Here is a 25007-nt window from a genome sequence, read left to right as displayed (position 1 = left end):
CGGGAATGTTCGGCCGCCGCCGCGCTGTTGTGCCGGATCGTGACACGCTGCGACAAGACCGGGGAGCTCCGCTGGGTCGGCCCCGCCGACCCGCTGGTGCGGCCGCTGCTCGACGCGCTGGCCGCCGAGTACGAGCTCAGGTACGGCCCGAACGACGAGATGAACACCACCGCGCCCGCCGACTTCGAGCCGCCGGACGGGGGGCTGGTGCTGCTGCTCGACGGCGGTGCGGCGATCGCGGGCGGCGGGTTCCGGCGGATCGACGCGGCCACCGCGGAGATCAAGCGGGTCTGGACGCACGCGGCGCACCGGCGGCGCGGGCACGCCAGGACGGTGCTCGTCGAGTTGGAGCGGGCCGCGGTCGGCGCCGGGTACCGGACGATCCGGCTCACCACCGGGCCGCGGCAGCCAGAGGCCGCCGGGTTGTACCTGACCACCGGGTACGAGCCGAAGTACGACATCGCCGCCGATCCGGCGACGCTGCCGTACCTGACCTTCGAGAAGGTGCTGGTCGGAGCGGCCGCGGACGCCGTGGACCCGCACGTCACCGCCGGAGACTGAACCGCGCCGCGCGCGGACGACCTGCGCGGCGCGGTCAGGGACGGCGCCGCCCGCCGGTCGAGACCGGCAGCGGGCTCAGCGACGCTGCCGCACGTCGCGCGAGACGGCCCGCGGGGCGCACGCACGGACTTCGCCATGCCGCGAGCAGGGCAACCGGCACGCCGCGGTGACGGCCGGGCTACCGCTACCCGCCTTCGCGCACCGCCACCAGGTCGGCGAAGGCGGTGGCGACCAGGGCTACCGAGCTGTCGGCATCGGCGCGGAGCGGCCGCAGGATTTCCAGCGCGCGGGTACCTGGCAGCTCGACCAGCGCCTGGATGAGCCGGAGCCGGACGCCTGCGGTGGCATCGGGTGCGCGCAGCGCCGCGGCCAGCGCCGACAGGATGCGCTCCGCAGCCGCCGGGTCCCCGGAGAGCGCGCCGAGCACCTCGCCCGCGTCCACGTCGTTCGTACCCGCGACCACCATGTCGACCAGGGCCGGTTCTGCGGCGGTCACCCCGCGCCCGCCCGCGGCGAGCGCGGCCGGGCCGCGCACCGCCGGGTCCGGGTCGTCGAGCGCGGCGGTGAGCAGCGCGGTCGCGGCATCGCCCGGGATCTCGGCGACCGCGAGCACGGCCCGTCGCCGGACCTCGGCGTCGGCCGACCGCAGTCCGGGGGCGAGCCCCGCCAGCCCGTCGGTCCCGGCTCTGGCCAATGCCCAGCGCAGCGCCCCCGCCATGTTCGGCTCGCTCTCGGCGAGCACCGCGGCGGTGAGCAGATCGGTGGGGACCGGCTCGTTCGCGGCCGGGTTGAGCACGGTCTGCAATCGCCGCGGCGGGTCGCCGGAGCCGAGGTTGCGGACCAGCTCGACGATGCGCAGCACATCGCGCCAGCCCGCCGGTTCCGCGCCCTCGACCGCTCGCAACCGCTCCAGCAGCTCGCGCTCCCTGGCCAGCCGCTCCTCGGTGCGCCGGATGAGATCACCGACCAGGGTCTGCGGCGCGAACCCCGGATCCTCCAGCGCCATCCCCACCTCGCGCAGCGAGAGGCCGAGCGTGCGCAGGCTCTCGACGTGGAAGATGCGCCGGATGTCGGCGTCGGTGTACTCGCGGTAGCCGCCGACGGTGCGCCCGGTCGGGCGGACCAGCCCGAGCGCGTCGTAGTGGCGCAGCATCCGGGTGCTGACCCCCGAACGCCGCGCCACCTCGCCGATCAGCACGGCGCGCCGTCCAGCGCCGCGATCCGCTTCGCCGCCTCGATGTCGAAGGCGGCGTCCGGGTCGCGCAGCAGCTGCTCGGTGACGATGGCGTGCGCCCGCACCTCCGGGTCGGCGCTCGCCTTCGCCGCGGCCAGGTGCGGCTCGATCAGCTCACCGAGCGCGGCCAGCGCCCGGCTCAGGCTGCGCCGCACGTCGCGGTCGCCGCGGCCGAGCTGCCCGGCGAGTTCGGCGGCGAGCGCCGCGCGCTCCCCGTCCGGCACCAGCACCACCGCCGCCCGCCAGGCACTGCGCGCGACCTCGGCGTCGGGGTCGCGCAGCAGCTCCGGGGTGATCGCCGACCAGGTGGCCGGGTCACCGATCTTGGAGAGCGTGTGCAGCGCCTGGCTGCGTGCCTGCGCCCCGCCGGACTCCAGCTCGGCCAGCAGCGCGGGCACGACGTCCGCCGCCGGGAGCCGGGTGAGCGCCCAGGTGAGCATGTCGCGGACGTAGAAGTCCGGCTCGACCGCGCAGCGCGCGAGCAGCGGGGTGCGCAGCGCGGGGTCCGGGTGCGTGCCCGCGGTCAGCGCTGCCTGCAGCCGGGTGGACGCGTTCTCCGTGCTCAGCGCGGCGAGCAGCCGCGGGTCGACGGGACGGCCGGTTGTCGGGTTCATGGGAACCACCTCCTCGCGTCCAGTGAAGACGTTGTCACTGTGTCAAGGTCAAGGGCCGGTTCGCGGCAGGATGCCCGGCATGTCCCCGGCATTTCGCTCTCGGCGCGGCGGGCGCGCGGACCCGCCCCGGACGAGGACAGGGACGACCGGGGCGGGCCTGGCCCCCGGATCGCACGACGCGCGAGAGAGAACGACCCGGGTGCCAGTTCGGAGGTACCCGGCGACGGCTCTTTCACGCGCGTCGCTCGGCTGCAACGCACCGCGATCCGACGGCGGACTTCGCCCGGACTGTTCCTGACGTGTCCGAAAACTATTTGTGCGGAACGGATCCGGCTCACCGCGTGCCGTGATCGAATCAGCGGATGGAACGGAGCACACCGGCCGTCCTCGCCGCGGCGACGGTTGCGGGCACCGCGACGATCGCAGGCGCCTGGGTCCTGGCGAGCGCCCCCGCGATCTCGTGGTCCGGCCTGTTCGCCGTCGTCCTCGGGCCTGCGGCGCTGCTCGGCGAGGCGGCCGGTCGGCTGCGGCGGGTTCGCCGCAGTGGCCGGGCGAGAACCGTGGAGAACCTGCAGCGGGGCCTCGCCGCCGCGAGCGCGGTGGCGGGGCTCCTGGCACTGGCGGCCCGCGATGACCGGCCGACGGTGGCCTGGATCCTGGCCGTAGTGCTGGTCGGCGCGGCGTTCTGCACCGCCCTGTTCGAACCGGCGCGGTATGGACTCGCGCGCAGGGCGTTCGCGATGGCAGGTACGGCGGCCGCGGCGGCCGCGCTCGGTGTGGGGGCCTATCTGCTCTCCGGTTCTCCCGGTATCGCCGCGGCTTCGGTCGCGTCGGCACTGGTGCTGGCGGTGGCGAGCCTCCCGTCGGACTCGGCCGCGCCGCTTCCGCTCGGGATCGGCTGGATGGGACCGGCTGTGGCCGTCGGGACGTCGGTGGTGGTCGCGCAGCCGCTGACCGACCAGGTCATGGCGCCGACGCCCGGCTTCGCGGCGACCGTGGCAATCGTGTCGATCGCCGCAGGCGTCCAGTGCGTCGTTCAGCTTGCCGTCCTGCGGATACTTCGGCCCACCGTCGCGCCCGATCTCGAGGTCGAGGGGGAGGCGGCCGCCGCGCGAAGCACCGCCGCCTCGGCGGGCCGGGGCCGGTCGAGTGCTCGCTACCTGGATCCGGATCAGCTGGATGCCGCCGAGCGGATACGAACCTACGGGTCGACGACGCAGCGGCGCGTCTTCGAGACGGTGCTCGCGCGGGCCCGGGAATTCGGTGACACCAGCGAACTGCATCACCTGTTGCAACAGTACGAGCGGTATGCGCCCGACACGCCGTTCGATCCGCCCCCGCGGTCGGTGTTCCGCCCGCCGGAGGGGATCCTCGTCAGCTCCGCCGCGGTGGCGATCACCGTGGCGACCGCGCGCACCGAGGGGATCGTCATCGATCGGGTGTGGCCGCGGCTCGAACTCGTGCTTCCGTCGCCCGTGCGGCGGCGCCACGCTCGGACGGACCAGGCGGTCGCGCTGTCGCGGATGGTCGCGGCGAGCGCGACCGCCGCGGCTTTCGCCTTGGTCGCCGCCTCGCTGTACGCGTATGCGGCCGTACCTCTCGTCGCCGGGCTGCTCGCGGTGGTCACCGGGCGTGGCCGGGTGACGGAGGGCTATCGGCAGCGCGCACGCTCGATCACCGTGTTCCGGATGCACCTGATCCGCGCGCTCCATTTGCCGGAGCCGACTACCCACGCGGAGCTCATCGCGATGGGCGGAGTCCTCGCGGGTGATGCGGAATTCGGCGAGTTGGCCTCGCCGCCGGAAACCGTGGTGGAGGCGCCGAACTCCGCGCAGCTCGCCGCCGAGGTCTCGTCCGCCGTCGTCGCCGGGCTGCGAATCGAGATGCGCACGCTGGAGCAACAGCAGGAGGCGATCCTGCGCGATGTGGCATCGTCCGTCACCGGCAGATCCGCGGTCGACCGGATGGCGGCGCAGCTGGCCGACACCACCGCAGACCTGCTCGATGAACGGCTCAGCGCGACCGTCACCGCGCTGCGCTCCCAAACCGACGAATCGATCACCAAGGCGGTAGGCGCCGTCCTGGCGGGGCCGCCCCTGATCGCGTTCACCGGATACTTCGCCGTCGAGCTCGACGATCCCAGACCCACCGTGCACCGCGGCGCCGACGGCGTCATCCACGCGTCACCGGGCATCTCGATCGGCCTCGTGGTGACCGTGCTCGCCGACGCGGCCGCTCGTGACGTGGCCCCCGACCGCGGCACGACCGGCGAACACGATTTCGTCGCCCTGGAGACCGTGTCCGTGGACGGGCTGAAATCGGATGCCCTCGTGCAGTTCGATGTGTTGCTCGACAGTGCGGCCATGACGCCGATACCGCGCAGACACACGCTTCAGCTGCATCGGGTCGAGGGCGAGCGGAGCGGCACGATACAGCTCGAGCTCCCGGACCGGGAGGGGGTGCACGAGGCGTGGTTGCAGCTGTATCAGGGGGGCAGGCTCATCCAGGCGGTCGCGATAGCCGTCGACACCCGGCTCCCCGATCACGCTCAGCGGGAGGAGCGATGACCGATAGCGCCCACGGCCCCGCGGTGCGGGTACGGCTCGTGCCCGTCAGGCGCGGGCTGCGGGTGGAGTTCGAGGCGTCGGCGCCGCACGTCCGGCCGGTCCGCTTCACCCTGCCCGACCTGGGCAGGATCGCCGCGGTCCGGCGCGCACTCGACCAGGGCCTCACCGACGTCAAGCGCTCGATCACCGCGCTCGCCGTCGCCGAGGCCGAGGTACCGGTGCTGGCCCAGGCACTCGGCAGCATGGGGCGCCGGATGCTCTTCGCACTGATCGGCAACCGGGCCGAACTGATCCGGGAACTGCAGCTGTTCTGGACTTCCGCGGTGCCCGCATGGCGCAATCCGGACCACGTCGCGGTCGTGGAATGCCTCGGCGATGCGAACCACCTGCTGCCGCTCGAGTACCTTCCGTTGTTCGATATGGGCGCGTGTACGGACGACGTCAGCGGGCGCGTCGAATTCGCCGAGCAGTGCCGCTCGTTCGTCGGTTTCAGTTGCGTCGTGCGGCGCCGCGTCCTCCCGATCCGGATCCCACCGGGCGGCCACGGGCTGCGGATGGACGCGGACGGCAAGCTGGTACTGCGCTACCTGCACCACGACACCCTGGTGGGCGCCGCGCGCGAATACACGTGGTTCACGACCGACGGCAGCGCCACCCTTGCACTGCGCGGGCCGCACCCCCAGCCCGGACAGCGCGGCACCGACCTCGTCGAGCGCATCTACGACCCGGAATCCGACCAGGTGCAGCACTTCTCCTGCCACTGCGACACCACCGCGCCGGACCCGTTCGACTATCGGCTCGAACTCCGGGGCGCGGGCCGCGATCTGGAACTCACCCTGGGTGACCTGGGCGAGCACTTGGTCCGCCTCGGCGCCACCGCCGATCGGGGCGCGCCCGCCATGCCGCTGATTGTGCTGAACGCCTGCGGCTCCTCCCGGATCGACCCCTCCACCTCGATCTCGTTTCCGCAGGTGTTCCTGGAGAACGGAAACCGCGGCTGTATCGGAACGGAGGTCGCCATCCCGGACGAGGAGGCGGCCGAGTTCTCCCGGGTCTTCTACCGCGAGTTGCTCGACGGAGCCGATGTCGGCCTCGCGGCACATCGCGCCCGGAGCCACCTGCTCCACGTCTTCACCAATCCGATCGGCCTCGCCTACACCGTGTACGGCGACACCGATCTCGCGATCACCGAATGAAGGGGTAGACACGAATGACCGAAGCGGACACCGGGGTGACCACCGGCGAAACGTCGACGACGATCAGCGTCTTCGGGCGCGAGGACTCGGACGGGCGAGCCGACAGATCGCTGTTCAAACGGGGCGACGACTTCCGCTACGGCCGCAGCGAGATCCCGGCCGACCTCTTCCGCGACCGCGTCCTGACCTTCGTGGACGCCATCCGCGAGATCGTCGCCGACATTCCGGACAGCGCAGGCGAGTACAGCCTCCACGAAGTGCAGGTGACCGTGGAGGTGAGCGCGAAAGGCCAGCTCTCCCTGCTGGGAACGGGCGGTGAGCTGGCAGGCAAGGGCGGTCTCACCTTCACCTTCCGGAAGTAGGCGCCCGCCGGGGCCGGGGCGACGTACCCCGGCCCCGGACGGCGCTACGCGCTCGCGCGCAGCGCGGCGATGAACCACTCCCAGGCGGGAACCTGCGGCTCCCGCGCGGGCCACCCGTTCAGCACGCCGAGCAATTGCCAGTACCGCTCGACCCGCCGGTCGGTGAAGGTGTCCATGGAATCCGCCAGCCGCACCCGGTCGTCGGCGGCCAGCGCCGGGTCGACGACCTGACCCAGCAGCTCCCGACCGCGCGCCGAATCCGGGGCGACCCCGTCGGCCAGCGCCTGCGCGGCGAGTGCGGAGACCCGCGCCGGATCCGGGGTGAACTCGGATTCGGCGCCTGCCGCCCCGGTCACCGCCATCTCCCGCACCCGCTCCTGGAACCCCCGGTCCCCGACCAACTCCGCCAGCTCGACCCAGGCGTCCACCTGCTCCGGGCTGGGATCGTCGGGCAGCTCCGCAGGCAGCGAGCGCATCCCGTGCGCGATCCGCGCGCCCGGCGCGTCGTCCGGGATCCCGGCGAACGTGGCGTCCACGAAGTCATCGATCAGCTGCTGCCGCTCGGCGGCGGAGAGCTTCGCCATCTCGTGCATGATTCTCATCTCCTCGGTCGAACTTCTCCGGTGAGCGACCGAGCGCAGCACCGCCCGCCGGAGCCGCAGGGTGCGGATCTCGGCGTCCAGCGCCCGTACGTGCGCGGCGGCCACGTCGGCGACCGTGGCCTGGCGCAGCAGCACCTTGCGCACGGTGGGCAGGTCGAGCCCCAGTTCGCGCAGGGTGCGCACGAGGTCGAGCCGGGCCACCGCCTCGGTGTCGTAGAGCCGGTAGCCGGTCGGCGACCGGTCGGTCGGCGGCACGACGCCCGCGTCCGACCAGAAGCGGATGGTCCGCACCGGCAGCCCGGTGCGGCGGGCCAGCTCGCCGATGGGGAACAGGGCGTCGCGGTCACTCACGGGAATCAGCCTCGGGTTTCCAGTAGGTGGAGAGTCAACAGGGATTCTCACCGGCTGCGCTCGCGCGGACGCCGCGGATGCGCGAATATAGGGCGTGATCTGCCCGCACTGCCAGACCAGCCTGCTCTATCGGCAGCGCTCCGGCCGCGTCTGCTCCTCGTGCAGGCGCCCCTTCGCGCTGGAGCCGAAGGAGAGCCCGTTCCGGCTGCACGACCTGCGCGTGCACCGCCTCGCGGAGAAGCTCTCCGACGGCAGGGGGCTGCTCTACACCGGCCCGCAGCTGTACTTCGCGGCGGGCCGCAAGACGCTGCCGAGCACCGGCCGCACCTACACCATGGCGGCCGTCGGCTACACCGTCCTCATCGTGGTCATCGGCGTGGTCCTGTGGGCCACCGGCCTGGTTCGGCACGGGCCGGTGGCGGTCGGGGTGGTGGTGGCGATCGTCGCGGTGAACGTGCTCCTGCTGCTGGCCCGGCCCCGGCTGCGCCGCCACGCGACGGTGCCGATGCAGCGCAGCTACCCCGACTTCGCCGCGCAGGTGCTGCGGCCGTGGCAGCGAGTCTACGGCGCGCCGCCGCCCCGGCTGGCCCGCGACGACCTCCCGCCGTCGACCGTCCCGCAGCCGCGGATCGCGCTGCTCTGCCCGGACCGCCCCACCCTGGCCTGCCTCGCCGCCAACAATGCCCCCGCCACCTGGCAGCTGGCGCTCTGCGACCGGGTCGAGCAGGTGCCGCCCGAGGTTCCGGTGCTGGTCCTGCACGATGCGAGCGCCGCGGGGATCGGCTGGGCCTGGCAGGTGCGCGCGGCGCTCGGCCCGCGCGCCCTCCCGCTCGGCCTCTCCCCGGCCGCCGTGCGCACCGCGCGCTGGGCGGTGCGGGTGAAGGAGCGGCCGGTCGACCCGGTGGCGCTGCCGCCGGGCATGGCCGCGGCGGACCGGGAGTGGCTGCTGGACGGCTGGTGGTCGCCGGTGGCCGCGCTGCCGCCCGCCCGGCTGCTCGCGCTGGTGCAGCGCGGGGTCGACCGGGTGGCGGAGGCGGCCGACCCCGACCGCCGCCGCGCCGCGCGGGTAGGTTTCCTGACGTGGCCGACCCCGGCGTGATCGCGCGCCTGCTGCCGCGCGCCGTCGCGCGGGCGACCGCGCCGAGCGGGCTGCGGGTCACCGAGCGCCAGCTCTACTACGAGCTGTGCAGGCTGCTCGTCCCCGCGCACCGGCTGCGCCGCGGCCCCGGCTTCACCGTCGCGGTCCCGCTGCGCTACAGCGCCTTCCGCGCGGCGCTCGGCGCGCAGCACGACCTGCTCGCCGCGGTGCCGCCGGAGCGGGCCGAGCCGGGCCGCCACACCGCCGAGCCGGACCTGTTCGACTACGGCCTGCCCCGGCTGCTGATCTGCCGGTCGCACGAGATCGCGCACATGCTGCGGGCCAACGGGCTCCCGATGGAGTCGGCGTGCCCGGTGCTGAGCGCCGCCGAACTCCCGGTGCACCCCGGGGTCGCCGCGATGCTCGCCCGGGTCTCCGGCACCGCCTACGTGCTGCACGAGGCGAGTACCGCGGGGTTCGAATTCGCCGCGCGGGTCCGCGAACTCGCCGCGCTCCCGGACGAGGTCGCGGTGGTCCCGCTCGGCCTGCGCCCGCGTCAGGCCGCGGCCCGGCACCTGTTCCACCTGCCCGGCACCGCCCCGCCACCAGGCCCCCCACCGCAGGGCCCGGACGACCGCGAGCTCCGCTGGCTGGCCCGCGGCCGCACCGTCGAGCTGGAAGCCGTGCGCCCGGCCGCGCTGCTGCGCACGGTGCACCGCCTGGTCCGCGAGGTGCGCACCCCGCGCACCCCGCTGCTCGAACTCCGCCGCACCAGGGACACCGGGTTCCTCACCTGGCCCGCCGCATGACCGGTACCCCGAAAGGAGCCCGCCGTGCCCCCGTACCGGCAGGTCGACTACACCGATGAGCTGCTCGCCGACGGCACCGTGCACCGCCGCTACGGCGACGGCCGCCAGGAGTGGCGCAGCCGCGGGCCCGGCGGCACCGTGCTCTGGCGCGACGACCAGGGCCGCTCCGGCCGCGACGAGCCGCTGGGGCCGAAGATCATCCGGCGCGACCACCCCGGCGGCGTCCTCTACGGCCGCGAGGCCGGGTACGGCCGCACCCTCTGGGGCGACGGCGTGCTCACGGTGAACCGCAGCTCGTTCGGCGGCCGGATCGGCGCGGTGCTCGCGACCGTCGCGGGCGGCGCGCTGCTCGGCGCGCTCATCCTGCCGCCGCTGGTCATGAGCCCCGAAGAAGAGGAGGAGCTGCGCAACCAGACCGCGTCCGGCGGCGGCTCGGACGGCGGGGACGACGGCGGCGGATACGGCGACTGGGACGACAGTTACGGCGACGACGACGATTTCGGGTGATGCCATGTCCCGCTGGTGCGCGTTCCTGACCCCCGCCGACCCCGCCGCCCACGTGCGCGCGGTCGGCGCCACCCTCCTCACGTCGAGCGGCCCGCACGCCCTCGGCCTGCTCGACGGCCCCGGCACCGCCGCGGGCCCCTTCGCCGCGGGCGCGCTCACCGCGGTCGGCGAGGTCACGCTGTTCAACACCGCCGAGCTGCGCGCGAAGCTCGGCCCCGCGGCGCCACCGCCGGGCAGCCGGGACGGCCTGGTCCTGCTGCACCTCTACGAACGCTTCGGCCTGCCCGGCATCGCCGCCGCCGACGGCATGTTCGCGCTCGCCGTCACCGACGGCCCCGACCTGGTCCTCATCCGCGACCACGTCGGCGCCCGCACCCTCTTCCACGCGCACGCCCCGGCGGGCTGGGCCGCCTCGACCTCGCTGCGCGCCCTGCGCCGCTGGCCCGCCCTGCGCACCGGCCTGCACCTGCCCGCCGTCCGCGACTTCCTGACCTTCGCCTACCTGCCCGGCCGTGAGACCCTGCTGCACGGCGTGCACGAGGTACTCCCCGGCCGCTGCGTCCGGCTGCGCCCCGACGGCACCAGCAGCGAGGAGACCTACTGGGAGCCCGAGGAGCACATCGACGACCGCCCCGCGGCCGAACACGCTCTCGCCCTGCGCACCCTGCTGGAACAGGCGGTGGCGCGCAGGCTGCCCGCAGGCGACCCGGTCGCGGTGCTGCTCTCCGGCGGCATCGACAGCAGCCTGGTGACGGCGCTCGCGGCGAAGCTGCACGACCACCCGGTGCGCACCTACTCGATCAGCTTCGGGGACACCGCGCCCAACGAACTCGGCTACTCCGGGCTGGTCGCCGCGCACTGCCGCACCGAGCACCGGGTGCTCACCGTGCCGGGCGCGACCGTCGCCGCCCGGCTCGCCGACACCGTCGGGCTGCTCGACTCCCCCGTCGGCGACCCGCTCACGGTGCCCAACGCGCTGCTCGCGGAGGCGGTGGCCGCCGACGGCGCCACCGTCGCCCTGAACGGCGAGGGCGGCGACCCGGTCTTCGGCGGGCCGAAGAACCTGCCCATGCTGATCTTCGAGCTCTTCCGCGCCGACCCCGACCCGGAGGCCCGCGCCCGCGCCTACATCGACAGCTACCGCAAGTGCCATGCCGACCTGCCCGTCCTGCTCACCCCCGATGCCGTCGCCGCGCTCGAATCCGCGCCGGGCCCGGCCGCACACGTCGCCCCCTACCTGCGCCAGGGCCGGATGACGACGCTGCTCAACCAACTCCTGCACGTGAACCTGCGCACCAAGGGCGCCCACCACATCCTCACCAAGGTGGAGCGGCTCACCGCGGCCAGCGGCATCGAGGGCCGCGCCCCGCTCTTCGACCGCGCGGTCGTCGACCGTGCCTTCGCCACCCCGCCCGCGCTGAAACTGGCGGGCACCAGCGAGAAGTGGATCCTCAAGGAGGCGGTGCGCGACCTGCTCCCCGCCACCATCGTGGACCGCCCGAAGAGCGGCATGCGGGTGCCGGTGCAGCAGTGGCTGGACGGCCCGCTCCGCGACCTCGGCCACGACCTGCTGCTCTCCGGCGACCGCGGGCTCTTCCGCACCGACACCGTGCGCGGCTGGCTGCGCGGGGAGGGTGCGCTGCTCCCGCGACAGGGTGGCAAACTCTGGCTGGTGTTGTCGCTGGAACTGTGGTTGCGCTCGTTCGACGTGGGCGGGCCGGTCGGATGACCCGGCTCAAGGTGGCGGCCGACGCCGAGAACGAGATCCACGACCTGGCGACCTTCGCCGACCCCGGTCGCAATGTGGTCACCCCGGTCGCCCGCTTCGACCCCGCCGTCGCCGCGGCCGTGGTCGACGCCTTCGCGCGGATCGTCCGCACCGCCAAGGCCAGCGCCGCCGCGACCACCCCGGACGCCGACGGCATCGTGCGCTCGCAGACCTTCGAGGAGGGCGACGTCTACATGGTCGAGAAGCCCTTCGACGGCTTCTTCGCCGACCGCTACCTCATGGACTTCTACGACACCGCCGAGCGCGGCATCTGCTCGCGCATGCACCTGCACACCGGGCTGCGCTTCGTGCGCATGATGACCGGGCCGGAGACCAGCATCCGGGTCGGCAGCCTGTCGCCGTTCGTGGTCACCGACGTCGCGGGGGTCACCCCGTTCGCGCCGGAGCAGTTCACCGACGACCTGCCCGACACCCCGCCCGGCGTGCACCGCACCAGGCACAACCTGATCGTGCCTCCGTGCTCGTTCGTCGACATGCAGATCCCGCGCGGGGTCAGCCACCAGTTCAACGCGGTCGGGCCGAACGCGGTGATCGATTCGGTGCACCCGGAGGAGTCGGTGGAGGTGTTCCGGGAGCGGATGTCCGGGTACCGGATGATGGCGCAGACCGTTTTCCTGGCCCCCGAACTCGCCGCGGCCGACACCTGCGCCGACCTCGACGGCCCGCCAGTTACCTCATAGCGAACCGCGGCGGCATCGGGTGAACGGAGGACAGGAATCCGCCGCCGTTCCGGGTAGAACAGAGGTGCCCCCGGAGCGGATCGCTCATCTCCGCCCCGGGTGCGGCTCCGCCCCGGATCCTCTGCCAGGGTCGACGACAGTCCCTACCGGGGCGGAGCCAGCCAGCGCGATCGGCGGCCGCCACCGCACCCTCCACCGCGCGCAAAAGCCCTGTGACCTGATGCCGCATGAAAAGTCGTGGTTCGGCCCCATTTGTTCGTGATCCAGGCAGGACACGGCATTCGGTTCGACTCCTACCTGAGCGATGAATATCGGCCACTTCCGCCGTCGGTACCCCTGAGACCGACACCGAGAAGGAGCTGTCCATGGTTATCGTCGCAGGCCACATCACCGTCGACCCCGCGGATCGCGAGGCCTACCTGACGGGGTGCGTGACCGTGGTCGAGCAGGCCCGCCGCGCCCCCGGCTGCCTGGACTTCGCGATCAGCGCGGACCTGGTCGACCCGGGCCGGATCGACGTCTTCGAGCGCTGGGAATCGCAGGCGGCGGTGGAGGCGTTCCGGGGCAGCGGGCCGGGGGACGACCAGAGCGCGCGGATGCTCGCGGCGTCGGTGGCCGAGTACGACATCGCGGAGGTGCGGTCGCTGACGTAGCGCGGGTCATTCGGCGACGATGAGCGGTCGCAGGGTCTGCGCGGCGATCTCCATGCCACGGAGCGTCTTCTCCACCGTGCCGCCCCAGACCGGGTCCTCGTGCTCGACGGCGATGTCGCCGGTGTAGCCGGCGGCGTAGAGCAGGTCGACGATCCGGTTCCAGTCGAGCTGCCCGCGCCCTGGCACCCGGTAGCGCCACCACCCGACGTCGGTGGCCGAGGTGCGCCCCACCGTCTTCCCGAAGACGCCGTACCGGGTGCGGGCCCGCTCGTCGATCTGGATGTCCTTGGCCTGGACGTGCCCGACGATCCCCGCCCGCAGCGCGTGCTCGAGCGCCTCGACGGGGTCGATGCCGAGCCAGGGCAGGTGCGAGGGGTCGTAGGTGAGGCCGAGCCCGAGTTCGGCCATCCAGTCCCACAGCTCGGGCGAGTACGCGAGGTTGCCCGGGTAGCCGTCCGGGTGCCAGCCCTCCATCGGGCAGTTCTCGGCGAGCAGCCGCACACCGCGCTCGGCGGCGTACCGGACCAGCGGCGGCAGGCACTTCTCCGCGAGCCGGAGGCTGTCGGCCACCGGGCGGGTCGGATCGCGGCCGACGAAGGTGGTGACCCGCGGGACGCCGAGCGCGGTGGCGGCATCGATGCAGGCGCGCAGGTGCCGGTGCACGCGGTCGCGCTCGGCGGGGTCGTGGTGCAGGTTGTTGTCGCAGTAGGCCACCGCCGAGATGCTCAGGCCGTTCCGGTCGAGGAGTTCGGTGACGCGGGCGGCGTCCGCGGCGCCGAACCGGGCGACCGCGAGGTGGGCGGCCTGGTGGATGTGTTCGCTGCCCTCCGGCCAGGCCGCCACCTCCAGCGCCCGGTACCCCGCTCCCGGTGCCCAGGCGGCGATCCGGTCCAGCGACAGCGCGCCGAGGGCGGCGGTCAGCACTCCGAGTTTCATGCGGTTCCTCACTGTCCGTGGTGTGCGTCGATGCGGTGGGGCGACCGCGCGGCGGCGGTGGCTCGCTGGATCGCGCGGAGCCGGGCCGCGGTGTCCCTGGTCGTGGGGTGGGCGAGGCCGTGCCGCTCGGCTTGCCGGTGCAGGATCGAGCGCAGTTCCTCCGCCGCCAGGTCGGGCAGCCGCGGGTCCGACGGTTCCGCCTGAACGCGGGCGAGGTACAGGTACTTCGCCGTCTCCAGGGTGTCCGGATGCCGAACTCCCAGCACCCGAGCGCGATCGGCCAGCAGGCTCTCCAGCAGGAGCAGGGCCCGTTCGCCGTTCCCGTTGTACACCCACATCTTCGCCAGCGAGTGCCGCGCGTCGAGGGTCTCCGCGTCGTCGGGGCCGAGCTGCTCCGTCCGGCCCGCGATGACGCCGCGATACCCTGCGGCGGACTCCTCGGCCGCCCCGCACTGCCCCAGCACCCAGCTGCGCCGGCAGGCGAGGTGCCCGGCGAGATCGGTGTCCTCGGTGATGGCGAGCTCCCGGAAACCGGCCGCGGCCTCCGGAATTCGTCCGCGACCGACGAGCGTCCACAGCAGCAGCATCTCGGTGCGCGGGTCGGCGGCGGCGAGAACCCGCTGCTCGTCCGCGCGCAGCCGCCGCAGCAGCCGCTCGGCCGTCCGGTGCTCGCCGAGCTCCGACCACGCCTCCGCCCAGGCCCGCCGCGCCCGGAAGCCGCGCGGGTCGCTGCCGCCGAGCACCCGCAGGTGCGGGGCGGCGGCGCGGAGCAGGCGCAGCGCCGTGCGCTCGGCACGGTCGGCGATCAGCGCTTCGGCGACCTTCGCCACCGACTCCAGCACCGTCGCCGAGCCCGCCGCACCGAAGAGCCGCACCGGAAATTCGGTGAGGAGCTCGCGCAGCCCGGCGACCAGGAGGCGGGTGTTTTCCCGGTCGTCACCGCACCGGATCCGCGTCTCCCGGGCCGGGTCCGCCAGCGCCTCCGCGATCCGTACCGGGTGGCGAGCAGCGGACCGGTGCGGCGCGGGGAGCACGATGGCAGGCGCCGCGCCCGCGCGCACGCCATCGAGCGCGGCGGCGATCCGGTCCGGGGTGAGGACGGCGGCGACCGCCCCGGCGATGTCACCGAACAGCCCGGCGATCTCCGCGGTCGTCACCGGTCCGCGGCTCCGCTCGATCCGGTCGTCCTGGTTCACTCGACCTCCCTCGGTGGCCGCGCCGGGCCGGTCCTGTCCCTGATCGTGTAGTCGGGTCCGAGCAGCTGCTCGAGTTGGCAGCGGGCGTGGTGCAGCCGCTGCCGCACGGCATTCGGCGTCCGGCCGATGCGGTCGGCGATCTCGGCGGTGGTGTAGTCGGCGAGGATGAGCTCGAAGGTCTCCTTCGCCGCGGGCGAGAGCTGGGCGAGCAGCTGGGCGACCCACTGCTCGTCGTCCCACGCGGACAGGGCCCGCTCGGCCCTGTCGTCGGCTACCAGGTGTAGGTCGTCGTCGGCTCCGAGCTCGTACCGCTGTTCCCGCCGCACGGTCTTCAGGAATCGGTTCTTGGTGGTGGTACGCAGCCACGCCCCGGGTGTGCGGACGGTGTCCCACTCCGACCACAGGGCCCGAAATGCCTCCTGCACCGCGTCCTCGGCGACCTGCGGCGTCGCCCCCAGGTAGATCAGCATGGTGACCAGCGGGCGGTATCGGGAGCGGAAGAGCTCCTCGAATTCGGCGTCCTTCCGCGCCGGTGCCGGGGTGTTCGGTGGTCGCGGGGCGACGCCTCCCCCGGTGATCTCCGGGGGCTCCACGTAGGACAAGGCACGGTCTCCATCTCCTCGGGTGGTCGTGGGAGGCGTTGTGCCATCCGACTCCCTGGTCCCGGCCGAGGCGCCGGTGTTAGATCGCATGCCGAAATTCCCCGGATGTCAACCGATCTCGACATGTCTCGCGGCGATCGCGGCGAGGACGACCGCCGCGGTCACCGCGAGGGACCCGGTGGCGCCGTAGGCGCTGACGGCCAGCGCGAGCACGGGGGTGAGATCGAAACCGCCGCGCTCACCCCCGCTCGGCCGGTCGGGGTTCTTGTCGCGCACGCTGCTCATGGTCATCGCCTTTCCGGTGAACGGTGTCGTTCTTCAGGTCGCGGCGAGCGGGCCGGAGTTAGCGTGTGCTGCATACAGACCGATCGCCCCGTGCGGAGCGCCGGGGCGATCGGGCGGACGGCGCTAGCCGGGATCGCGTGCCAGTCCGGAGGCGGCGGCGACCACCCAGCCCAGCTCGGGCTTGAAGATGTCGCTGTGCGCGCCGCCGGGCGGCCCGCCCTGCGTCACGAAGCCCGAGGCATCGAGGTTCAGGATCCGCCCCGCGGCGAAGGGGTACTCGGTGCCGCTCGCCCCGAGCTCACCCTGCTCGTGCGGCTGGTAGGCGCCGTGCGAGCCCAGCGCGCGGTAGCGGAAGAGCGGGTCGTCGGCATCGGCCGCGTCGGCGCCCGCGACCAGCGAGGCCAGCGGGTACATGACGCCCAGCGCGGAATCGTGCTCGGAGAAGCAGACGGTGAGCGGGCCGTCGATCCGGTCGAGCCGCCCGGCCAGCGCGCCCGCACCGGGGCGGAAGGGCAGCGGGTCGGTGAAGGTGAAGCGGGAGAAGGCGGCCTGCAGCAGCGTCACCGAGGCGACGGTGGTGCCCGCGCCGAGCCCGTCCAGGGCGAACGACACCACCCGGCCACCGAAGCTGTGCCCGATCAGGTGGATGCGCAGCCCGTCGGCGGCCAGCTCGGTGATCGCCGGACCGAGTCCGGCGCGGCCGACCACGCCCGCCCGGTTCTTCATCCGCCAGTAGGAGAGCTGGCGCAGCGCCTCCTTCGCGCCGTGCAGCAGCTTGCCGAAGCCGCCGAACCCCGCCGCGCCGCCGCTACCGGTCTGCAGCTCCACGCCGGTGGTCTCCAGTTCGTCCGCGAACCGCTCGAACAGCTCGACCGGGTCGGTGTCGGGTGCGAACATGCCGAGCGCGGCCGGGTCGGCCGATTCGCCGTCGCCGATGACGGGCAACCCGGCCGGGTCGTGCAGCGCCCGCAGCCGGTCGAACAGCTCCCGCGCCACCGCGGTGCTCGGCTCGGCCGCGAGCAGGGCGGCGACGGCGTCGAGTTCGGCGGCGCGGCCGGGGAACACCGTGCGCAGCTCGGCGAGCACCCCGGGGTCGAGCTCGGGCGATCCGGCGGGCACCGCGGCGGTGGGGGTGAGCGCGGCGGCGCCGTCGGGCGCGGCGGGGAAGTCCGGGATCGGCTCGTCGCGCCACAGCTGCGAGGGCCAGAAGACCCCGGCGAAACCGGCCTTCGCGGCGGGGTCGAGCTGCGCGGCGAGCTCGGCGAACCAGCGGGTGCAGTACCCCACCGCGGTGGCCTGGCCGTTGTTCCAGCCGTGGCAGAACAGGAACAGGTCGGTGCGTCCGCGCTCGGCGGCGGCCCGGCGCAGCGCCGCCGCCTGCCCCGCGCGCGGATCGCCGTCCTCGTCGAAGACGAGCTGCTCGAACACGTCGCCGGTCATGGCCGATTCTCCGTTCGTCGAGGGTTCACACCGATTGCAGGGCGCGCATCAGGTCGACCAGCCCGGCCCCCTGGAAGGCGGGGTCGCGGTTCAGCGAGGTCGCCGACTCCATGAAGATCCGCTTCACCGCCTCCGGCTCGCCGATGAACTCGCGCTGCACCGACAGGAACGCGGCGATGGCGCCGGAGACGTGCGGCGCCGCCATGCTTGTTCCGCTGTCCTCGGTGTAGACCGCGCGGTCCGCGGGCAGCTCGCCGAGGAGCGCGCGCAGCGATTCCAGCTTCGCGCCCGCGGCGGCGGAGGCGATCCGCTCGCCCGGCGCCACCAGGTCGGGTTTGCGCCTGCCGTCCGCGGTCGGGCCGCGCGAGGAGAAGTAGGAGACGCCGTGCGCGTGCGGCGACTCCCGGTGCGTGGCGCCGACCGTGACGGCGCGCTCGGCGTTGCCGGGGTCGTTGATGGTCATGGCGGCGCTGAACGAGTCCACCGCGGACAGCTCCGGATCGAGCCGGATGTAGGCCGAGTTCCCGGCCGCCACCACCACGACCACCCCGGAGCGCACCAGCTTGTCGACCTCGAGGCAGAGCGGGCTGCGCCCGCAGGCGAACCAGTGCGGGTCGAACTCGTACCCGAGGCTGAGGTTCACGCCGTGCACGCGCAGCAGCTTGCCGCCCGCGGCGTTCAGCTCGCGCACGTAGGCCAGTGCCCGGATCACCCTGGCGGTGCTCGCGGCGAGGGTCCGGCTGCCGCCGAGCACCTTGAGGCTGACGAGCTTCGCGCGCGGCGCCACCCCGGCCAGCTCGGCCGGGTCCGCGACCGTCCGCGGCTGCTCGATCGGGGTGCGCGGATCGGCGACGTTGTAGCGGCGCTCGGCGACCAGGATCCGGTCCGCCGTCCCGCCCCAGCGCTCCAGCCCGCCCGCGAGGATCCCGGCGACGTGGGTGCCGTGCCCGGTCTCGTCGACCAGCGGATCCCCGCCCGGGTCGGTGAAGTCCCGGTGCAGCTCGGCCACGAGCGGGTCGTGCAGCGTGTCGTACCCCTGGAAGTGCGGGTGGTCGCCCTGGATGCCGGAGTCGACGACGGCCCAGACGATGCCGTCGCCGAAACTGCCGAAGGAGCGCTGCGCCGCCCGCGCCTTGACGGTGCGGGCCGAGACGTCGATCTGCGGGTGCAGCTCGAAATCCGGCCACACGTGGTGCACGGCGCGGTCCGCCCAGTCCATCGGCACCGCGTCGGCCGCGACCAGCCCCTCGATCTGGGCGCTGGTCAGCTCGCCCACCGCGTACTGGTCGGCGAGCGCCGCCACCGCGCCCTCGGCGTCGAGCAGCGCCCAGACCGTGCGCAGCCGCGCCAGCGCCGCCTTCGGCCCCCGCCGATGCCGCAGGTTCAGCTCGATCAGCACCGGGATCGGTTGCTGCGAGCGCCCGGCCGGGCCGGTCTCGCCGGTGAGCTGACCGCGCAGCGCCGCCGTCAGCACGCCGGAGGTGAGCACGTCGGTGCGCGGCCCCCGCTCCGGGAGGTCGCGCTCCGGCGTTCCGTGCGCGCGGTCGCAGGCGGCGTCGAGCGCGGCGCGGCCCGCGTCGGTGAGTCGCCAGCGGGCCACCAGCCCGGCTTCGCGCAACCGCGCCACCGCCTCGGTCACCCGTCGGTGCCAGGCCGGTTGCGTCCCCTCGTAGAGCCGGTCGGCCGCGTCGAAGCGGGCGGCGAACCGGGCGGCGACCATCATCAGCACCGTCGACCGCTCGATCTTGCGGTAGCGGCGGGAGAGCTCGCCGACGGCGCACAGTACCCGGTCGTCCCAGTCGTTCTCGGGCATCATGGCTCGATCCTGGGCCGCGTGGCCCGCCGTGGCACGAGTAGCGCGCTACCTCTTCGCGCGCGCAGCCGTCCGCGACCCCGGGAATTCGTCCGGAAGCAATCGAAAAGTGCTGTCGCGCAGACTGATTCCGACACCCCGAGACACACGGAGGAGATGGGATGACGGAGACCGGAACGATCGCGCCGCCGGTGATCGACGAGCAGATCACGGTGCGCGCAGGGCGTCGCGCTGCGCGGGCACCTGCGCGTCCCCGGCGGGGCGCGGGCGGTGGTGCTCGTCGCGCACGGCAGCGGCACCTGGCGGGACAGCCCGCGCAACTCCGGCATCGCGCGGCAGCTGACCGGCCACGGGCTGGCGTCGCTGACCCTGGACCTGCTCACCCCGGCCGAGGCCACGACCGACGCGATCTTCGACGTCGCCCTGCTCGGCGGCAGGCTGCTCGCGGTCAGGCACTGGCTGGCGCGCTCCTCGTACCACTGGATGCCGGTGGGGCTGTACGGCATCGGCTCGGACGCCCCGGTGGCGCTCTGGACGGCGGGCGAGCCGGACGTCCGGCTGGGGGCCGTCGTGGTGCACGGCGCGCGGCCCGACCTGGCGGCACAGCGGCTGACCAGGGTGCTCGCCCCGACCCTCTTCGTCTCCGGCGGTGCGGACGAGCGGGTCCGGCAGTGCGTGCGGACGGCGGCGGCGCTGGTGCCCGCGCCGACCCGGATCACCGAGCTGACCGGAGGCACCCAGCCGGTCCCGCGGGACCGGCTGGGGCTGTGGTCGACCTACCTGGCGTCGGTGTGGTTCGGCGAGCGGCTCGGCACCGTGCCCGCCTGAGGCACTACTCGGCGAAGACCGCGCGCAGCCTGCGCTCCTGCTCGTGGCTGAGGTTGGTGCTGACGAGCTCGGCGGTCTGGTGCCGGAACTCGTCGTGCACCCGGTCCAGCGCGGCGTCCGAGGAGAGCACGAACAACGCCGAGGTCCCCGGGGTCAGCTGCTCCTTCACCCGGGCGATGAAGGCGTTGTCGATCCCGACATCGGCCAGCGAGGCGGAGAGCGCGCCGATGCCCGCGCCGACCGCGGCGCCGAGCAGCGGAACGAAGAACAGCAGCCCGAACAGCAGCCCCCAGAAGGCGCCGCCGAGCGCGCCTGCCCCGGCCTGGCTGTGCAGCTGCTGGGTCTTGGGCTTCGGCGCCCCGGTCGGCCAGTGCACGATCGCCGCGTCGTGCACGGTGACCAGCCGCTGCTGCGCGAGCTCGCGCAGGGTGGTGGCGGCGGTCTCGGCGCCGGTCTCGGTCGGGAACTTCCAGACGGTCAGGGTTCCGGCCATGGGCTTCTCCTTCGTCGGGGCGGATCGGTCCTTGCGCCCGGCGACGCTAGCGACGGGAGCCGGGACCGGGGATCATCCGTTGCGGGTGATCAGCGCGCCGACGCAGGTCAGGCGATGGAGGCGTGCAGGTCCGGGTAGGCGGGCCCCGGGTCGGGCTGCCCGGTGCAGCGAGCGGCGACGAGATCGGTCTGCGGCCGGATGGATTCGGCGATCCCGCGCAGGTGCTCGCGCTGTGCGGCGGCCCGGTCGCGGAGCGTCCTGGCCGAGACCTCGTCCCCGGCCGCCTCGGCCAGCCGGGCCAGGACCGCGTCCATCGGGCCGAGCGAGACCAGCCCGGTGCTCAACCCGACCATGGAGCCGGACCAGGCGGTGAGCCGCTCGAAGAGCAGTGCGGCGGCCTCGCTCTCGCCGAGCGCGACGGCGGCGCAGGCCGAGAAGGTGGTCATCAGCGGGCGGCCGGGGCCGCGCTGCAGCGGCGGGTTCTCCCGGAACACCGGTCGGGCGCGCTCCAGCTCACCGGCCTGGGCCAGGGCGAGCGCGTAGACGTGGGCGAAGCGCTCCGGCTCCTGCGCGTAGCGCCGCTCGAGCACCGCGCGCAGCGGGGTCAGGTCGTCGCGGTCCCACGTGGTGGCGAGCTCGGTGAGCAGCATGGCGTCCTGATGCCATGCGCCGACTCCGCGCACCGCCGCGCGGCAGGCGGCGTAGCGCTGCTCGGCGGCCGCCTGCTCGCCGCGGATGAGGTCGGTGGCGGCCACGAAGCACAGCAGGGCCTGGTGCAGGTCGGGGAAGTGCCCGGCCTCGGCGGCGGCGAGCGCCTCCAGCGCGAAGCGCGCCGCGGCCACCAGATCGCCGCGCCCGCACGCGTCCAGGAAGCGCAGGTACAGCGCCAGCGCCTGGTGTTCGGCCGATTCGGTGAGCGCGGCGACCCGCATCAGCTCCGCGGTGGCCGGGCCGCACAGGTCGGCGGCGCCCGCGTCGACCAGCGCGCAGGCCACCGCGTTCAGCGCCGCGCAGACCAGCACGTGGTCGCCCGCGTGGTAGGCCAGCGCCAGCGCCTCCCCGGCGTGCGCGTACCGCTGCGCGGGGGGCACCGCGCCGTCGGACTCGACGGCGAGGGTGATCAGCAGCCTGGCCCTGGTGATGTCCGGCAGCTCCCCGGCCAGCGCGTGTTTCAGCGCGGTGCGGATCCGCGGGCTGCCGGTGCCGAGGTAGCGCACGCCGGGGATCACCGGGGCGGTCCAGCAGGTGAGCGCGCGGGCCGCGGGCGCGGGATCGGCGAGGCTCTCGGCGATGTCGAGCGCGCGCTCGCGGGCCGCGGCCGCCGCGGTCCGGTCGCCCTCGTGCGCCAGCGCGTCGGAGAGCGCGCACAGCGCGTCGACCAGCGCGGCCCGCTCCGCCGCGGTGGCGTCGGCCTCGACCGGCGCGGCGCGCCCGTTCAGCTCGGCGGCCGCCCGCCACAGGGTCGCCGCCTCGGTCCGCCTGCCCGCCGCCGCGCAGCGCCGGGCGGCCGCGACGAGCCGCTCCAGTACCCGGCCCGCGGTGGCCGGGGTGCTGCCGTGCAGCGCGTGCAGGGCCAGCGCGGCGGGCCCGGTGTCGTCGAGGGCGCCGCCCGCGATCCGGTCGGCGGCGAACTCGGCCATGTGGCCGTGCATGCGTCTGCGCCGCATCGGCGGGATGCTGTCGCGCACGATGCGCTGCACCAGCTCGTCCCTGACCGCGACCCGGCCCGCGCCGTCGAAGCGCACCAGCGAGGCGGCCATGGCGTTGTCCAGCAGGTCGGCCACCCGATCTTCGGCGAGATCGGCCAACCGGGCCAGCGCGTCGACGTCGATCGGCGCGCCCCAGAGCGCCAGCGCGCGGAGTACCGCGAGCGAACCGGCGGGCAGCCGCTCGGCGACGTCGAGGATCAACGCGCGGATGCGGTGCGGCGGCTCGGCGGAGTCCGGGCGGGCGGCGATCACCTGGGACCAGATCCGCAGCAGCATCGGGTTTCCGGCGGTGCGGTCGCGCAGGCTGCGCACCAGGGCGTCGTCGCCGATGTCGATGCCGCTGCGGCTGAGGAACTCCCGCGTCCCGGCCAGGTCGAGGCCGGTGAGCTCGACCCGGTCGCTGATCAGGTCGGCGAGCGTTGATTCGATGGCGGGCCGCCCCGGCTCGGGGCCGCGCACCGCGACGACGACGAGTACCGCCTCGCCGTGCAGCCAGGTCATGAGCTGCCTGATGCCCTGCAGCGTCGCCGCGTCGGCCCGGTGCGCGCCGTCGAGCGCGATCACGACCGGCGCGCGCAGCGCGAGATCGCGGCTGCGCAGGTACACCGCGCGCACCACACCGAAGACACCGTCGGCGGCGGCGCCCGCGGCGGTGCCGGGTAACCCCTCCAACAGCTCCGTCCACGCCCAAGCCTCCGGCGCGCCGTCCAATTCTGGGCAGGAGGCGAAGGCGGTGTGCCAGCCCCGCCCGGCCAATTCGCCGAGCGCGCCGGTCAGCAGCGTGGTCTTGCCGGTTCCGGCCGCGCCGACCAACCAGAGCAGCCGCGGGTCGCCGTCCGCCGCCGCGTCGGCCGCGGCGATGATCGCGTCGGCCTCGGCCGGATAGCAGGCGGACCGCGGCGGAGAATTCTCCGGGCGCGGGGGCGGCGCCAGGACCAGCGCGGTGCCGAGCGGCTGCGTTTCCGGTTCCAGCGAATGGTTCAGGATCGCCATTTCCAGTTCGTGCAGCGGCCTGCCCGGGTCGATGCCGTATTCCGAACGCAGATGCTCGCGGGTGCGCCGCACGGTCTCCAGTGCGTCGATCTGCTGGCCCAGCCGGTATTGTGCGGTGGCCAGCAATCGCGCGCTCTCCTCGCGGCCCGGATTGTCGCGGGCGAGCTGGTGCAGCGCCGCGACGACATCGGCGTCCAACCCCATCTCCAGGGCCGCGCGGGCCCGCATTTCCATCGCGGTCGCGCGCAGATCCGACAACCGGGAAACCTCGGCCGACGCCCAGGACGCCGAGGCGAAGGATTCGAACGCCTCGCCGTGCCAGCAGTCCAGCGCCTCGTCCAGCATTCGGTAACGCTCGGCCGGTCCGGTGCGCGGATGCTCGCGCAGATGATGTTCGTACCGGGTGAGCAACCGCTCGAAATGCCACGCGTCCACGCTGTCGGTGGCGAGCCGCAGCGCGTACCCGCCGTCCTCGGACACCAGCACGCAGGCCGGGGTCCGCGGGGGTCTCGCCGGTTCCAGCACGCGGCGCAGATTGTGCACCTGCACCTGCAGCACCGAGGCCGCCTGGGCGGGCGGGCTGCCCTCCCACACATCCTCGATCAGGCGATCCACCCGCGTGGTCGTGCCGCCCGCGAGCACCAGCCTGCCGAGCAGCGCCTGCTGCCTGCCCGCCTGGGGACGGGCGGCGCGGCCGTCGAGCACGACCCGAAGGGGACCGAACACCTGTACTCGCACCTCTGTCATGAAACGACGCCCCTCCAGCTTCGGATATTCGGATCCGGTTCTCGGCAACTGATAGACCGACCGGTAAATTACCGCCGGTTCACACAACTGACAAACGGTGGGTAACGATCGTGTCCGCGAACACGATCGCGCGCGACAATTCTGCTCACACCGGAATCTCGGCGAATCCGCACAATTCACAGGAGCGCTCCGCGGCCCCCGCCGCAAGCACCCGCCAGCAGCGCACACACCGCCGCTGCCGCACCCGGCCGCGCGAAATGTCGCGCAGTACTTCGCGCGCGCCCGGATCGGCCGAGAGCCAAACTCCGGCTACCACGCCGTGTCGCCGCCCGGTACGCAGCGAACTCTCAGCGCATTCCACGAGAACCGGGCAGCGGCGGCAATAGCCGAGCGCCTGCCTCGGGTCGCCGCGCGGTGGTAGCGGAGGGAGGAAGAGCCCCGGCGCGATGCCCGTGCACGCGGCCCCGCTACGCCAATCCATACCCGCACCTCTCGCCGGTCCCGACCGATCCGGGAAACACCGACACTCTATTCACGTAATTCGTCGAACCGCCAACCGAAAATGGTCAACACTGGATAACAAAGAATTTCCGAAGAAGGCCGAAATCCGCGCGGAAGTGAATATTCAGCCGGGCAGGCAAAAATTGCGCAGGAATTATTATCGACTCGAACGGGGATTGCCATGACCGCCACGACGACCGACCTCGCCACCCCCGCCGCACTGCCCCCGCGCCCCGGCGCGCCCGAGCCCGCCGCACCCGGCGTCTACCGCGACCGCGACGGCGACGTCTGGGTGCGCGCCGAGCAGGGTTGGCTGCTCTGCCTGCAGAACGGCGTCGCCGTCGACACCACGACGGTCTGGCAGTGGGTGGACGGGCACGTGCGCGACTACGCGCCGTTCGCCCTGCTGCTCCCGTCCTGAAACGCGCTGCGCGGTGCGCGACCCCGGAGCTGCTCCGGGG

The 25007-nt window shown here is 73.7% G+C and carries 24 protein-coding genes; 12 read left to right on the top strand and 12 right to left on the bottom strand.

The genetic code is table 11. The features are described 5' to 3' along the window. The first annotated feature begins 39 nt into the window (after positions 1 to 39). Positions 40 to 561 (top strand): GNAT family N-acetyltransferase, encoded by a 522-nt coding sequence (locus ACFUUZ_RS17010; RefSeq protein WP_378697115.1) that lies wholly within the window; start codon positions 40 to 42, stop codon positions 559 to 561. Positions 562 to 745: 184 nt separating this feature from the next. On the opposite strand, the gene ACFUUZ_RS17005 is transcribed toward ACFUUZ_RS17010, so the two are convergent. Both ACFUUZ_RS17005 and ACFUUZ_RS17000 read right to left on the bottom strand, forming a co-directional pair. Further along, positions 746 to 1759 (bottom strand): MerR family transcriptional regulator, encoded by a 1014-nt coding sequence (locus ACFUUZ_RS17005; protein WP_378697113.1) that lies wholly within the window; start codon positions 1757 to 1759, stop codon positions 746 to 748. Then, positions 1753 to 2409, bottom strand: a complete 657-nt coding sequence (locus ACFUUZ_RS17000) for a HEAT repeat domain-containing protein (protein WP_378697111.1) — start codon at positions 2407 to 2409, stop codon at positions 1753 to 1755. The genes ACFUUZ_RS17005 and ACFUUZ_RS17000 overlap by 7 nt, the downstream gene beginning before the upstream one ends. A 362-nt stretch (positions 2410 to 2771) precedes the next feature. Between ACFUUZ_RS17000 and ACFUUZ_RS16995 the strand changes: the two genes are divergently transcribed. The 3 genes from ACFUUZ_RS16995 to ACFUUZ_RS16985 are packed head-to-tail and all read left to right on the top strand — an operon-like array spanning position 2772 to position 6534. Then, positions 2772 to 4976, top strand: coding sequence for a hypothetical protein (locus ACFUUZ_RS16995; RefSeq protein WP_378697109.1), 2205 nt, complete (start codon positions 2772 to 2774; stop codon positions 4974 to 4976). After that, positions 4973 to 6172: a CHAT domain-containing protein gene (locus tag ACFUUZ_RS16990; RefSeq protein WP_378697107.1), complete on the top strand. Its 1200-nt coding sequence runs from the start codon at positions 4973 to 4975 to the stop codon at positions 6170 to 6172. Before ACFUUZ_RS16995 ends, ACFUUZ_RS16990 begins: the two co-directional genes overlap by 4 nt. A 14-nt stretch (positions 6173 to 6186) precedes the next feature. Then, positions 6187 to 6534: a hypothetical protein gene (locus ACFUUZ_RS16985; protein WP_378697105.1), complete on the top strand. Its 348-nt coding sequence runs from the start codon at positions 6187 to 6189 to the stop codon at positions 6532 to 6534. Between the two features lie 44 nt (positions 6535 to 6578). On the opposite strand, the gene ACFUUZ_RS16980 is transcribed toward ACFUUZ_RS16985, so the two are convergent. Further along, a complete protein-coding gene (locus ACFUUZ_RS16980) occupies positions 6579 to 7487 on the bottom strand; it encodes a MerR family transcriptional regulator (protein ID WP_378697103.1) in 909 nt (302 codons plus the stop codon). A gap of 94 nt (positions 7488 to 7581) precedes the next feature. Here ACFUUZ_RS16980 and ACFUUZ_RS16975 point away from each other — a divergent pair, with 94 nt between their 5' ends. From ACFUUZ_RS16975 to ACFUUZ_RS16950, 6 genes are all read left to right on the top strand, one after another. Further along, positions 7582 to 8586 (top strand): hypothetical protein, encoded by a 1005-nt coding sequence (locus ACFUUZ_RS16975; protein WP_378697101.1) that lies wholly within the window; start codon positions 7582 to 7584, stop codon positions 8584 to 8586. Further along, positions 8568 to 9374, top strand: coding sequence for a hypothetical protein (locus ACFUUZ_RS16970; protein WP_378697099.1), 807 nt, complete (start codon positions 8568 to 8570; stop codon positions 9372 to 9374). Before ACFUUZ_RS16975 ends, ACFUUZ_RS16970 begins: the two co-directional genes overlap by 19 nt. Before the next feature lie 24 nt (positions 9375 to 9398). Then, positions 9399 to 9881: a hypothetical protein gene (locus ACFUUZ_RS16965; RefSeq protein WP_378697097.1), complete on the top strand. Its 483-nt coding sequence runs from the start codon at positions 9399 to 9401 to the stop codon at positions 9879 to 9881. A 4-nt stretch (positions 9882 to 9885) separates the two neighbouring features. Then, positions 9886 to 11610, top strand: a complete 1725-nt coding sequence (locus ACFUUZ_RS16960; RefSeq protein WP_378697095.1) for an asparagine synthetase B family protein — start codon at positions 9886 to 9888, stop codon at positions 11608 to 11610. Beyond that, a complete protein-coding gene (locus ACFUUZ_RS16955) occupies positions 11607 to 12350 on the top strand; it encodes a hypothetical protein (RefSeq protein ID WP_378697093.1) in 744 nt (247 codons plus the stop codon). The genes ACFUUZ_RS16960 and ACFUUZ_RS16955 overlap by 4 nt, the downstream gene beginning before the upstream one ends. 365 nt (positions 12351 to 12715) lie before the next feature. Then, positions 12716 to 13003: a putative quinol monooxygenase gene (locus ACFUUZ_RS16950; protein WP_378697091.1), complete on the top strand. Its 288-nt coding sequence runs from the start codon at positions 12716 to 12718 to the stop codon at positions 13001 to 13003. Positions 13004 to 13009: 6 nt separating this feature from the next. Here the strand turns inward: ACFUUZ_RS16950 and ACFUUZ_RS16945 are convergent, their stop codons facing one another. From ACFUUZ_RS16945 to ACFUUZ_RS16920, 6 genes are all read right to left on the bottom strand, one after another. Beyond that, the gene (locus ACFUUZ_RS16945; protein ID WP_378697089.1) at positions 13010 to 13939 is read right to left on the bottom strand and encodes a sugar phosphate isomerase/epimerase family protein; all 930 of its coding nucleotides are present in this window, start codon (positions 13937 to 13939) and stop codon (positions 13010 to 13012) included. Between the two features lie 8 nt (positions 13940 to 13947). Continuing rightward, the gene (locus tag ACFUUZ_RS16940) at positions 13948 to 15135 is read right to left on the bottom strand and encodes a tetratricopeptide repeat protein (RefSeq protein ID WP_378697087.1); all 1188 of its coding nucleotides are present in this window, start codon (positions 15133 to 15135) and stop codon (positions 13948 to 13950) included. Next, the gene (locus ACFUUZ_RS16935; protein WP_378697230.1) at positions 15132 to 15728 is read right to left on the bottom strand and encodes an RNA polymerase sigma factor; all 597 of its coding nucleotides are present in this window, start codon (positions 15726 to 15728) and stop codon (positions 15132 to 15134) included. The genes ACFUUZ_RS16940 and ACFUUZ_RS16935 overlap by 4 nt, the downstream gene beginning before the upstream one ends. A gap of 117 nt (positions 15729 to 15845) precedes the next feature. Beyond that, complete coding sequence (locus ACFUUZ_RS16930; protein ID WP_378697085.1) at positions 15846 to 16022, bottom strand: hypothetical protein; 177 nt, start codon at positions 16020 to 16022, stop codon at positions 15846 to 15848. Positions 16023 to 16145: 123 nt separating this feature from the next. Continuing rightward, positions 16146 to 17462 (bottom strand): serine-threonine protein kinase, encoded by a 1317-nt coding sequence (locus ACFUUZ_RS16925; protein ID WP_378697083.1) that lies wholly within the window; start codon positions 17460 to 17462, stop codon positions 16146 to 16148. Positions 17463 to 17487: 25 nt separating this feature from the next. Further along, positions 17488 to 19278, bottom strand: a complete 1791-nt coding sequence (locus ACFUUZ_RS16920) for a S8 family serine peptidase (RefSeq protein ID WP_378697081.1) — start codon at positions 19276 to 19278, stop codon at positions 17488 to 17490. Between the two features lie 267 nt (positions 19279 to 19545). On the opposite strand from ACFUUZ_RS16920, the gene ACFUUZ_RS16915 reads away from it, so the two are divergent. Next, positions 19546 to 20103: a hypothetical protein gene (locus tag ACFUUZ_RS16915; RefSeq protein ID WP_378697079.1), complete on the top strand. Its 558-nt coding sequence runs from the start codon at positions 19546 to 19548 to the stop codon at positions 20101 to 20103. A gap of 4 nt (positions 20104 to 20107) precedes the next feature. On the opposite strand, the gene ACFUUZ_RS16910 is transcribed toward ACFUUZ_RS16915, so the two are convergent. The 3 genes from ACFUUZ_RS16910 to ACFUUZ_RS16900 form a co-directional block, all read right to left on the bottom strand. Next, positions 20108 to 20596: a DUF1269 domain-containing protein gene (locus ACFUUZ_RS16910; protein ID WP_378697077.1), complete on the bottom strand. Its 489-nt coding sequence runs from the start codon at positions 20594 to 20596 to the stop codon at positions 20108 to 20110. A gap of 107 nt (positions 20597 to 20703) precedes the next feature. Further along, complete coding sequence (locus ACFUUZ_RS16905; protein ID WP_378697075.1) at positions 20704 to 24024, bottom strand: BTAD domain-containing putative transcriptional regulator; 3321 nt, start codon at positions 24022 to 24024, stop codon at positions 20704 to 20706. A gap of 166 nt (positions 24025 to 24190) precedes the next feature. Beyond that, the gene (locus ACFUUZ_RS16900; protein ID WP_378697073.1) at positions 24191 to 24526 is read right to left on the bottom strand and encodes a WhiB family transcriptional regulator; all 336 of its coding nucleotides are present in this window, start codon (positions 24524 to 24526) and stop codon (positions 24191 to 24193) included. Positions 24527 to 24727: 201 nt separating this feature from the next. Here ACFUUZ_RS16900 and ACFUUZ_RS16895 point away from each other — a divergent pair, with 201 nt between their 5' ends. Further along, positions 24728 to 24967 carry a hypothetical protein gene (locus tag ACFUUZ_RS16895; RefSeq protein WP_378697071.1) on the top strand — a complete coding sequence of 80 codons (240 nt, stop codon included), beginning with the start codon at positions 24728 to 24730 and terminating at the stop codon, positions 24965 to 24967. The last annotated feature ends 40 nt before the right edge of the window (positions 24968 to 25007 follow it).

It is taken from the genome of Nocardia sp. NPDC057353 (assembly GCF_042667085.1).
Lineage (GTDB): Bacteria > Actinomycetota > Actinomycetes > Mycobacteriales > Mycobacteriaceae > Nocardia.
This window is presented reverse-complemented; position numbering and strand designations above follow the sequence as displayed.